10 protein-coding genes and 1 pseudogene are annotated in these 11,283 nt (G+C 67.7%); 4 read left to right on the forward strand and 7 right to left on the reverse strand.

What is annotated here, in order from left to right:
- The first annotated feature begins 21 nt into the window (after positions 1–21).
- The 3 genes and pseudogenes from JOF56_RS47280 to JOF56_RS58955 all read left to right on the forward strand — a co-directional run bounded on the left by JOF56_RS47280 (position 22) and on the right by JOF56_RS58955 (position 2,091).
- Complete coding sequence (locus tag JOF56_RS47280) at positions 22–816, forward strand: HesA/MoeB/ThiF family protein (protein WP_209646037.1); 795 nt, start codon at positions 22–24, stop codon at positions 814–816.
- 453 nt (positions 817–1,269) lie between these two features.
- Positions 1,270–1,674 (forward strand): annotated as a pseudogene (locus tag JOF56_RS58950) (NAD(P)-dependent oxidoreductase); the annotation flags it as partial.
- Positions 1,648–2,091: an NAD-binding protein gene (locus tag JOF56_RS58955; RefSeq protein WP_281065915.1), complete on the forward strand. Its 444-nt coding sequence runs from the start codon at positions 1,648–1,650 to the stop codon at positions 2,089–2,091. The pseudogene JOF56_RS58950 and the gene JOF56_RS58955, both read left to right, overlap by 27 nt.
- 10 nt (positions 2,092–2,101) lie before the next feature.
- Here JOF56_RS58955 and JOF56_RS47290 read toward each other — a convergent pair whose 3' ends face one another.
- Genes JOF56_RS47290 through JOF56_RS47315 form a run of 6 tightly spaced genes read right to left on the reverse strand, consistent with a single transcriptional unit; the run spans position 2,102 to position 9,088 of the window.
- Positions 2,102–3,778, reverse strand: coding sequence for a CocE/NonD family hydrolase (locus JOF56_RS47290; RefSeq protein ID WP_209646039.1), 1,677 nt, complete (start codon positions 3,776–3,778; stop codon positions 2,102–2,104).
- The gene (locus JOF56_RS47295; RefSeq protein ID WP_209646040.1) at positions 3,775–4,623 is read right to left on the reverse strand and encodes an ABC transporter ATP-binding protein; all 849 of its coding nucleotides are present in this window, start codon (positions 4,621–4,623) and stop codon (positions 3,775–3,777) included. The genes JOF56_RS47290 and JOF56_RS47295 overlap by 4 nt, the downstream gene beginning before the upstream one ends.
- Entirely contained in the window at positions 4,616–5,605 is a 990-nt protein-coding gene (locus JOF56_RS47300) for an ABC transporter ATP-binding protein (RefSeq protein ID WP_209646041.1), read from the reverse strand. The genes JOF56_RS47295 and JOF56_RS47300 overlap by 8 nt, the downstream gene beginning before the upstream one ends.
- Complete coding sequence (locus JOF56_RS47305) at positions 5,602–6,465, reverse strand: ABC transporter permease (protein ID WP_209646042.1); 864 nt, start codon at positions 6,463–6,465, stop codon at positions 5,602–5,604. Before JOF56_RS47305 ends, JOF56_RS47300 begins: the two co-directional genes overlap by 4 nt.
- Positions 6,462–7,415 (reverse strand): ABC transporter permease, encoded by a 954-nt coding sequence (locus JOF56_RS47310; protein WP_209646043.1) that lies wholly within the window; start codon positions 7,413–7,415, stop codon positions 6,462–6,464. The genes JOF56_RS47305 and JOF56_RS47310 overlap by 4 nt, the downstream gene beginning before the upstream one ends.
- Complete coding sequence (locus JOF56_RS47315) at positions 7,415–9,088, reverse strand: ABC transporter substrate-binding protein (protein ID WP_209646044.1); 1,674 nt, start codon at positions 9,086–9,088, stop codon at positions 7,415–7,417. The genes JOF56_RS47310 and JOF56_RS47315 overlap by 1 nt, the downstream gene beginning before the upstream one ends.
- Positions 9,089–9,205: 117 nt before the next feature.
- On the opposite strand from JOF56_RS47315, the gene JOF56_RS47320 reads away from it, so the two are divergent.
- Positions 9,206–9,844 carry a TetR/AcrR family transcriptional regulator gene (locus tag JOF56_RS47320; protein WP_209646045.1) on the forward strand — a complete coding sequence of 213 codons (639 nt, stop codon included), beginning with the start codon at positions 9,206–9,208 and terminating at the stop codon, positions 9,842–9,844.
- Positions 9,845–9,850: 6 nt separating this feature from the next.
- On the opposite strand, the gene JOF56_RS47325 is transcribed toward JOF56_RS47320, so the two are convergent.
- A complete protein-coding gene (locus JOF56_RS47325) occupies positions 9,851–11,251 on the reverse strand; it encodes an NAD(P)/FAD-dependent oxidoreductase (RefSeq protein WP_307855582.1) in 1,401 nt (466 codons plus the stop codon).
- Positions 11,252–11,283: the final 32 nt, after the last annotated feature.

Raw genomic sequence — 11,283 nt, forward strand, 5'->3', positions numbered from 1 at the left:
ACTGACCTCCTGTTCCTTCAGGTGTGCCCGCACACCTGGCAACCGACGAGAGGAGGTGAACACGATGAAGCAGATCAAGATCGTCCCTCGCCGTACGAGCAGCAACGCCTGCTCAAGGAGTCGAGGGTCACCCTGCTGGGCCTCGGTGGCACGGGCAGCGCGGTGGCGATGAGCCTGGCAGCCGTCGGCGTCGGATCGTTGCTGTGCGCGGACTTCGACGTAGTCGAAACCGGAAACCTCAACCGCCAGCCGCTCTACGCCGAGGACGACGTGGGAATGCCCAAAGTGGACGCTGCGGTACGGCGTCCGCGCGGGATCAACCGGCATGTGGAGGTGGCCGGCCGTTCGGTCAAGGTCAGCTCCATCGAGGACGTGCTCTCGCTGATGGACACCGACCTGTTCATCCTGTGCGCGGACCTGCCCTACCCGGAGATCGAACTCTGGACGAACGACGCCGCGCTGCTGACCGGTACGCCGTGGATAATCTCGCAGTACGCCGGGCCGCAGACGTTGACCAGCCTGTTCGTGCCATACCGGACGCCGTGCTTCCGCTGCGCGGACGAGGCGCATCCGTGGATCCTCGATCCGGACGGCAATGGCAGGCAACGGATGCGCACACCACCGGGGCACGCGGTCATCGCGCCGACCGCGATCGTCAGCGGGCAGTTCGCCGCGCTGGAGGAGATCTGCCATCTCACCGGAATGCCCACCCAGACCGCCCGCCGGACGTTCCGGCAGAGCCCGCTGGTCTACGACCACAACTTCTATACCGACCTGGAGTTCTGGCCGGAGTGCCCCGGCCGCGGCGGCAGGTGATCCCCTTTTGTCTACAGTGGACATGACCAGCCGGCTGCGGCTCCGGCCGCTCGTCGTGCGGCCCGAAGACGGCGAATTCGTGGTCGGCAGTCTCGACACTGGCGAGTTCGTCGCCCTTCCCGACGTGGGCAGGCGGGCGAGCAGCTCCGGCAGGAGTTCGACGCGGACGTCGACCTCATCGACTTCGTGGAGCTGGCACCTCATCACCGTCAGCCGAGGCCGCCGCGCCACCGTCCTCCCACACAACACAACATTCCCACACCACGGCCCCCCGGCCACACCAAGCCATCGCCAACGCCCGACCATTACGACCACTGCCACAGCCGACCAACGATCCAGCTCAGATCAGTCAACTCGACATCCGCCGACGCCCACGACTCGGTGGCATCCTCAACGAGTACCACGCCGCTTGACCAGCACGGATGACATTTTCGGCAAGCGCAACGCGGCAACGAGCCAGTCGTGGTCTTCGACGTCAACGCCGAAGCCGCGCACCGGCTTGCCGAGTCGACCGGCGTCACCGTCGCGGAGACACTCGACCCGCTGCCCGATGGCGTCACGACGGTCATCCTCATGGTGCCCGACAGCAGGATCGTCGAAGGCCTGCTCACCGGACCGGGCGCGCTCCTCGAACGCCTGCCCGCCGGCGGACTGGTGATCGACATGAGTTCGTCGGAACCGTCGAGCACCCGCAGACTCGCCGAACTGGCGGCGAAGCGCGGCATCGACTACGTCGACGCGCCCGTCTCGGGCGGCGTGCCCCGGGCGAGGACAGGAGAGCTCGCGATCATGGCAGGCGGCGACGTCACGGCCGTGAAGCGCGCGAAGCCGTTGCTCGGCCTCATCGGCGCGAGCATCCATCATGTTGGCGGTCCCGGCGCGGGCGACGCGGCGAAGGCGCTCAACAACCTGCTCTCCGCCACCAATATCGCCGCGGCCGCCGAGATCCTGAGTGCCGCGAGCCGCTTTGGGATCGAGCCCGCGGTCATGCTCGCGGTGATCAACGCCTCCACCAGCCGCAGCCAGGCAAGCGAGTTCAAGTACCCACGACACGTGCTGAGCGGGAAGTTCGACTCAGGTTTCGCGATGGACCTGATGCTCAAAGACCTCGGCATCGCCCGCACCCTCACCTCCGAGACGGGCCTGGACACACCCGTGACCGACGCCGCACAGGTGGTCGCACAGTCCTCACGTGCCTACGCCGACACCCCGCCCGACCACACCGAGATCGCCCGCTACTACGAAGCCAGGAACGGCGTGCTCTTCCGCGAATGACTCGGCCCCATCACGAATCCGTGCTCACGGACAGCGTGAGGTGCGCACCGTCGAGACCGCCGAGAAGCAGCCGTTGACGGTTGCGCACGGTTTCGACGGCCGACCAGCGATCGGCGCCTGTTCCGGGCGCGACAACGTATTCGGGTGCGTCGCTGCTGGCCACGGTCAGCCTGAGCCGGTGACCGGCACGCAGCCGGTAGCCGGTGTGGCCCAGGTTGACAGTGACTTGGGTTGGGGTGGTGGCAGTCAGCAGGGTTGTCTGGCCGCGGGCGATGAGGTGTGCGGAGCCGTCCGGTGCGACATCGAGAAGCCGCAGGAAAAGGTCCATCTCGGGGCCGTCGGAGGCGATCGTGGCCTGGAACGCCACCGGACCCACCAAGTCGAGCGGAGCGTCGGCCGCCGGCGCGGTGAAGGTCAGGACGTCCGCACGGTCGGCGGTGGCGCGTTCGTCGGGATATGAGTGCAGGAAGGCGAAGGCGTTCGGGATCGCGGACGGGACAGGGTCGTCGGGATCGTGGACCCAGGACACCCACTGGGATTCCGGTTGCTCTTGCGCCGACAGCATCCCCGCTGAGGGGTACAGGGTGGTGCGACGGGTTTCCGGCGGCGGCCATGATTCGGCAGTGCGCCAACGGTCGGCACCACCGCCCGCGAGTTCCCAGCGTACGCGGGGAATGTCCTGCGGGCGGCCACGGCCGAGCAGGAAGATGTCGAAGAATTCCAGAGCGGGGTCGAGATAGCGCGGCATCATCCGGGCTCGGGCTTCGGCGTCGACGGCGTGATCGTGCTCCGGTGCGACAGGCGCGTCGGCATGCCGGTAGTTCTCGTGGTCTATCGCCTCGATCAGCAGGTACTCCGAGTTCGCCCAGCCCGGCCGCCGGGCGATCTCCTCGTGGTCGGCCCATTGCCATGGCGCGCAGTTGTCCCACCAGCCGATGGTCATCAGCACCGGTACCGGCGGCGCGTCGAAGGGGTGGCCTGCGGGAAACCGGCGCAGTATCACCGGGTTCGGGAACATCAGGTCGTAGGAGGGCGACCGCTGTCCGACCGCGGCGAAGAACTCCTCGACCGTCTGCGAGTAGGGGCGGCGCGACCAGTCCATGTCCCAGTTCACGTCGTCGTTGCCGAGGAAGTGGATCAGTGGGTACACGCGCATGATGCCCATCTGGACGTCCACTGTGGGCACTCCGGGAACCGGCAGCGGCATCTGCGCCAGGTCGGTGCCGGTCACCCGTGGCACGATCGCACGCAGGGCAGGATGCCCGGTCGAGACAGCCGCCCATTGGGTGAACCCGTAGTAGGAGTCGCCCCACATGCCGACGATTCCGTTGCTCCACGACTGCTGGATGATCCACTCGATTGTGTCGTAACCGTCGTGAGCCTCGTTGACGAACAGGAGGGCTTCGCCTTCGGAGCGGAACTTGCCCCGGACATCCTGAACGACGACACGGTAACCCCGCGCGGTCATGTACCGGGCGATCTCCGGCATGAACGTGTAGTCGCCACTCTTGTCGTAAGGGAGACGGACGAGCACCGTCGCGCCCTGGGTGGTGTCGCCATCCGGCAGGTAGACGTCCGTGGCCAGCCGGACGCCGTCTCGCATCCGCACCAGGTGTTCCTGCGCGAACTCGCTGCGCGGCGCCGCGGGCATCCGCTCGAACTCGATCCTTGGCCTGATGTCGGTCATGCGCCTGTCTCCTGGGTCTGGGATACGAATTCACGCCGGCGGGGCCGCCATCCTGGCCGTGGCACGGAGTCGAGCAGGCGCTTGGTGTACGGGTGTTCCGGGGCTTCCAGCACCCGATCGACGGGGCCCTCTTCCACGACCCTGCCGTGCCGCATGACGACAACGGTGTCGCTGATCTGCCGGACCACAGCGAGATCGTGGGAGATGACCAGCAACGCGATCCCGGTCTCCGCACGGATGTCGGCCAGCAGGTTGAGAATCTGCGCCTGGATGGACACATCCAGAGCCGCGACCGCCTCGTCCAGGATCAGCAGCCTGGGCTGGGCAGCCAGGGCCCGTGCGACCGCCACCCGCTGCCGTTGCCCGCCGGACAGGGCCCGTGGGTAGGCGTCGGCCTGACGGTCGTCCAAGCCGACCTGGTCGAGCAGTGCGGACACGCGTTCGGCCAGCTCCAGCTTGCCCATGGCGAAATGCAGGCGGACACACTCGCCAAGACAGGCGCGCACCCGCTGCCTACGGTCAAGCGACAGGTACGGGTCCTGGAACACCAGCTGGACAGTCCGTGCCCGGTGACGGCGTTGCCTGGCCGATCTCCGGCCGTGGTGCCACTGCTCACCATCGAAGTGGATCTCGCCACCGGTAGGCCTTTCCAGTCCGGCCACCATCCGCGCACAGGTCGATTTCCCGGACCCGGACTCCCCCACCACCGCCACGGCACCACCCGCGGGAATCGAAAGATCGACGCCATCGACCGCGACAAACGGTTCACGGCCGAGCGCTCCCGCTCGGCGTACCGAGAACACCTTGCGCAAACCACGCACCCGCAACAACAACGACTCAGACATCGGCAACCTCCTTCCGGTCGAGCTGCCCGGCGACATGACAGGCCACCCGGCCTGTCTCCACAGTCCGCAGCCGCGGTGTCTCCACACGGCACTGGTCGACCACGTGCGGGCAGCGGGAGCTGAAAGCACAGCCGTCCGGTACCTCGAACGCCGACAGCGGCCGGCCCACGATGGTCCTCAACCGCTCGCCCCGCCTGGCCACGTCCGGGCGGGACGCGAGCAGCGCGGTCGTGTACGGATGCATCGATTCCGTGTGCAGCAAGGCGGACCGCGCATCCTCCACAATAGACCCGGCGTACATGACGGCGGTCCGGTCACAGATCGCCGCGGCGAGCTCGAGGTCGTGCGTGATGAACAGCATCGCCAGGCCGCGCTCGCGACGCAGCTCATCGAGGATAGCCACGACCTCCTCCTGGGTCGTGACGTCCAGAGCGGTGGTGGGCTCGTCGGCCAGGATCAGCCTGGGCTCGGCGGCGAGCGCCGCGGCGATCATGACCCGCTGCAGCAAACCGCCGGACAGCTCGTGCGGATGCTGGCACAGCCTGCGTTCCGGGTCACGGATCCCGACCTCTCGCAGCAGTCCGGTGACCGTCCGCTCGGCTTCCCGTGGTTTGACACCGCGGGTGGTGACCAGCCCTTCACACAGGAAGTCACCGACTGTCCGAACCGGATTGATGTGCGCCCGCGGGTCCTGGAACACCATGGCGACGTCGCGGGCGCGGTAACGCCGCAACACCTGTGGCGTCATCGCCTGAACCGGCTGTCCGTCGAAACGGATCTCGCCCCGCACCCGCGCCCCGGCCGGCAACAGCCTGAGCACGGCTCGCGCCGTCATCGACTTCCCCGACCCGGACTCCCCCACCAGACCGACCGCCTCACCCGCAGCGATCGTGAGACTGACGTCGTGGATCACCGGCTTCGACTCGACCCCGACGGGCAGATCGACCCCGAGCCGGTCGAACACCAGCAGCGGTTCCGTCATCGCGAGTCCCTCTCCTCCAGCCGCTGGGCGATCCGCTCACCGACCAGGTTGAAGGCCACGATGGCGACCATCACCACGAGCGCCGCGTACAGCGACTGCTCGGGCTGGCCGTTGAGAATGGACGCCTTCCCGGCCGCGACCATCACACCCCAGTCGGCCGCCGGTGGCTGGATTCCCAGGCCCAGGAAGGAGATCGTGGCAAGGTCGATCATGGCGTAGCCGAATCCGACCGCGCTCTGGGCCAGCAGCAGTGGCAGGATGTTGGGCAGCAGGTGCCGCAGGCAGATGCGCATGCCGCCCATGCCCTGCATGCGAAGGGCATCGATGTACGGAAGGTTGCGTTCCCGCAGCGCGGCGGTCCGCATCACGCGCAGGATCACCGGCAGATAGGCGATCGACAGCGCGATCACCGGCGCGAAGAAGCCGCTGCCGAACACAGCCGCCGCCACGACTCCGAGTACAAGACCGGGCACCGCGTAGAGGGATTCCGCGATACGCGACACGATCGCGTCGATCCAGCCGCCGAACCAGGCCGCGAGCATGGCGAGCACTGTCCCGGCAGTCGACGCGAGAACGATCACCAGTGCGGGACCGGCAAGGCTGGGCCTGGCACCGTAGATCAGGCGGGACAACAGATCCCGGCCAGTGTCGTCCGTGCCGAGCAGATGGGACGCCGACGGGGACGCGAAGGCGTTCAGGGCGTCGAGCGCGTAAGGGTCGTGCGGTGCGAGCAACGGCGCGAAGATCGCGACAAGGGCGAACAGGCCACACACGACCGAGGCCGTGACGGTCACTGCGCCGACCGCACCGAATCGCGGCAGCCCAGGCATTCTGCGCCGCGGCAACGCCAACTGGCTCATGCTGTCGCCCCCGATCGGGCGAGGCGGGGATCGAGCACCGCGTTCGTGATGTCCACAATGGTGTTGATGACCACGAACGCGGCCACGACGAACAGCGAGATCGCTTGCACCACGGCAAGGTCTTGCCGGGCGGCACTCTGCACCAGCAACGAGCCGATGCCGTTGACGCCGAACGCGTCCTCGGCCACCGCGGTGCCCGCGACGAGCCCGGCGATCGTCACCCCGGACACCGTGAGAATGGATGGGGTGGCGTTGCGAAGCACGTGCCGCCGGATGACCAGATGGCCCGGTATTCCCCTGCTGCGAGCCGTATCGACATGATCGGATCGAAGCTCCTCGGCGACCGCGGCGCGCGTGATCCTTGTGACGTAGGCGATGAACGTGAAGCTCAGCGCGATCGCGGGCAGCGTCAGGTGCAGCATCCGGTCGCCGAAGCCGGTCCCGGTCCCGTAGACGGGCAGCCAGGTCAGTGTGGTGGCGAACAACCAGATCAGCACGATCGCGATCACGAACGTGGGAGCGCCCATGGCGACGGTCGTGCCGACGGTCACCGCCGTGTTGACGCGCTTGCCGCCCAACGCGCCAAGGATCCCGAGCCCGACACCGAGCACGAGGATGAGCAGGCCCGCGTAGACCACCAGCATCAGGGTGGTGACGACACGGCTGCCGAGCAAGTGCGCCACGCTGTCGCGGAAGACCATCGACTGGCCCAGGTCGCCGGTGACGAACCCGCCCAGCCAGTGCACGTATCGCACGACGAACGGGTCGTCCAGGTGGAACTCCCGCCGGATCGCCGCCAGTGTCGCCGGATCGGGGACGTGCCCGCCGGCGAGCAGCGCCGCCGGGTCGCCCGGCGCGATCTCGAGCACCCCGTAGATGGCGACGCTCGCGACCAGGAGGGTCACCACGAGTGCCGCCACCCGGCGGAGCACGAACAGCGCGATCCGCATCAGGACGCCGCTCCCACACTCGCCGCCCACGGCGAACTGATGTAGGCGAAGGACGACGGCGGACCGGTGATGCGGTTGTTGAGATACAGCACTTCGTGGACGTTGGCGAGCGTCACCTGCAGACGGGCCGGCGCGTAGATGGCCTGCGCCTTCACGAAGTGCTCGGCGGTCTTGGCCGGATCTGTCGCGGCGCTCGCCGCCTCGATCTCCGCGGTGACGCCTGCGTCGTGGTAGTTGTTCCAGTTGAACAGGCCGCCCGGCAAGGTGAACAGCGGCGCGTAGGACAGCGCGCCCGGAACCTCCAAGTAGCCGATCGTGCCGACCAGATCGATGCCCTGGCGCCGGCTTGGGTCGTAGAACAGCTCGGAGAACTCGACGGGCTGCAGCTGTTTGATCTCGATGTCGAGTCCGGCCTGCTTGGCCGACGCCTGCACGATCGTGGCGGTCTGCGTGAGCGCCGGGCTTCCGACACCGATCGCCAGCACGAGCGGTCGGGTGGGTTTGACCTCGGCGACGAGTTGCTTCGCCTTGTCCAGGTTCGGTTTCGAGGTGTCTTCCAGCGCCGCGTAGCCGTCCTCGTAGATCTTGCGCGCGGGGCTCGCGTCCCACACCAGCCGTGGCGTGAAGGTCTTCTGCGGTGCGCCGGCGCCACGCAGGGCGGTCTTGATGATCGCGGTCTTGTCGACCGCCAGATCGATCGCGGTCCGGATGCGAGGATCCGCGGCGGGACCGGAGTCCGTCGCCGGGCCGATGGCCATCGACTGGGTGCTGGGTCCGAAGTAGACCTTGCCGGACGAGGCACGCAGGGCGTCGAGGCTCGCCACCGGCGCCTCGTACGTGCCGTCGATCTCGCCCGCGACCAGCGCGCTGGTCAGGGTGCTGGGATCGGTGACGAACCGGAAGCTGAACTGGGCGGCCTTCGGTTTCAGCGCAGGATCCCAGTAGGCGTCGTTCCGCTTGATCACAATCGAGTCACCGGGCGTCCACGAGCCGAAGCTGAACGGTCCGGTGCACATCAGACCACCCTGCGCGGTTCCGTAGCTCCGTCCGGCCTTCTCCGCGAACTTCTGCTGGCTGACCGCGCCGGCGAGCCCGGCCATGTTGTTGACGAACTGCGCGTCCGGGACCGAGAGCCGCACGGTCACCTCGAGCGGGCCGCTGGCTTCGATCGAGGTGACCGCATGGAAACCGGAGGCGGTGACCGCCCCGACCTCGGGATCCATGTTGCGCCGCAGGCTGTAGGTGACGTCCGCGGCGGTCAGCGGCGTGTCGTCCCAGAACTTCACGCCTGACCGGATCCGGAACACGATCGTGTGCGGGTCCGGCTGGGTGTACGACTCGGCCAGGCCTGGGCCGGCCGAGAAGTCCGGCTTGAGCCGTAACAGGCTCTCGCAGAGGTTCACCGTCACGGTGTTCGGCGAGTAGTCACCGGCCTTCGCCGGGTCCAGCGTGGTCGGCTCGCCGGCCGGCAGTGCCCACGTGACCTTGTCCACCGCGCCGGTCGCGGCGGGCGTGGTCGACGTCAGACTGATCGCCGTGGTCGTCGGGCCGTCACCGCTGCTGGTTCCGCATGCCGTGACGCTCGTGATGACCAGGACGCCGATTGCCCCCGCTGTCCATACCGTGCGTGCGTTCCGAAGGATCTTCGTCCGCCCCTGGCGGTGAATTCTCATCCGATTCCCTCCTTGCCGAGGTGTCGGGCAACCGGCGCCGCGCGTCCGGGTTCCAGCGAGAGTAGGTGATAGAACAGTGATGTACAACACCGTCGTATCACGCTGTAGCATCTCCTCATGCCGATTGACGTCGATCTTGATCAACGCCTGGCGAAAATCGCCGAGGCCACGCTGCAGATAGTGGAAGCGGAAGGCATCGACGGAGTGACCATCCGGGCGGTGGCCAAGCTCCTTGGCGGTTCCACGACGCTGGTCACCAACTACCTGCCGACCCGGTCGGCGCTCCTACGCAACGCGATGGAGCACGCCCTGCGCGACTGGTCATCCGATTTGGACAGAGTCCTCGAGGACACGACCGGCTCGCCGCGCCTGCTGGGGCTGGCCCGCTGGGCGTGCACGACCACCGACGACGACCCTGTGTTACGCAAGCTTTTCATGGAGCTGATCGGCCGCGGCGGCCCGGACGGCGACATGGTTGACGTCCTAAGGGAAGACGGCCGTCAGCAACGCGACCTGTTCCGCGACGCCGCGCAAGACGTACAGGCGAACGATCCCGACTTCCTCGCCGACGTCATGCACCTTGTCCTGCGCGGGTTCTACGTGGCCAGCCTCGAAGATCCCGAACTCTGGAACAGCGCGACGGTCACTCCGATCGTGGAGCGGCTGGTCGATCTGCTCACAACGCTCGCACCGAACACCGAGGCCACCGCGCGGCGGGCCCGATCCGCGCACACCCCTCAGTTCAGAAGCACCTGACAAGGCTCAGGACTTGAAGCCCAGGCCCAGCGAATCCAGCACCCGCAGCAGCGCGTTGCGGCGCCCCTCGCGGTGGTCGGCGCGGTCGAGCGCCCATCGGGTCAGCTGGATACCGGCGCTAGCCACCGGCTCCGGCGGGAACGGCAGTGGCGTACGCCGGACCATCGCTAGTTCGGTGCGCGGGGTCCGTTGTCCGGCAAGGCGATCCAGCATCACCTCCGCGGCGAACCGGCTGGCGCTGACGCCGAGGCCGGTGAAGCCGGCGGCGTACGCGACGCGACCACGGCGGGCGAGGCCGTGGAAGGCGCAGAACTGGGTCGAGGTGTCGATCACCCCGGCCCACCGGTGCGTGAAGGTGATCCCTTCGAGCTGAGGAAAGGTCGTGAGGAAGTGCGAAGCCAGCCGCCGGTAGGTCTCGGGACGGTCCTCGAACTCGGCGCTCACTCGGCGTCCCGCGTGATAGACGGCGTCGTATCCGCCGTACAGGATGCGATTGTCAGCGGTCATGCGGGAGTAGTGGAACTGGTTGGCGAGGTCGTGCCACCCCTGCCGGTTGTGCCAGCGCACCGCTTCACGCTGGGACGCGTCGAGCGGCTCGGTCATCAGCACGTAGTCGTACACCGGGACGGTCATCATCCGGGCCTGCCACAGCAGCGGACGGAAGACGTTGGTGGCCAGCGCAACCCGGTCGCTGTGGACAGTGCCTCGCATCGTCCGCACCTTCACCGGCCCGTGTCTGGCCGAGTCGAGCCCGAGCACCGCCGAGTGCTCGTAGATCTCCACACCGAGCTCACTTGCCACCCGCGCCAGCTCGGCCACCAGCCGCACGGGGTGGACCAGGGCGGAGTCGTCGCGGGACCAGCGCCCGGCAAGGAACGCGGGGCTGTCGATCTGGGCCCGCACGGAATCGGTGTCCAGCCACTGACCACCGTCGTCGTCCAACAGCCATGGCACCTGATGTGGCTCCACGGCCACAGTCAGCGTCCCGGTGCGCTCGAACTGGCAGTCCAGACCGAGCGTCTTGACGTCCGACTCGATCGCGTCGAGATTGGCCATGCCAAGGCGTTCCAACTCGTCGTAGTCCCCAGGCCATCGGGCGCGCCCGTTGTGCTCCCCATGGGTCAGGCTCGCTTCGCAGAAGCCGCCGTTGCGCCCGGACGCGGCCCAGCCCAGGGTCTCCGCCTCCAGCAGGATCACACGTGCCGACGGGTTGCGGCGCTTGGCGAGCAAGGCCGTCCACAGTCCGCAGTACCCGCCTCCCACGACGGTCAGGTCCGCCCGATGGGAGCCGGCGAGCTGATCGTGCCCACCTGCCGAGCCGGCGTCTTCCTGCCAGAAGACGCGATGCTCGGCTCCCGCGAGCGCCGCGTCGACCACCGCCCGGCTGGGCGCGCGCCGCTCGTACACAGTGGTATGCGAACCATTGTTCCCTACTAATC

This window comes from Kibdelosporangium banguiense, from assembly GCF_017876405.1.
Lineage (GTDB): Bacteria > Actinomycetota > Actinomycetes > Mycobacteriales > Pseudonocardiaceae > Kibdelosporangium > Kibdelosporangium banguiense.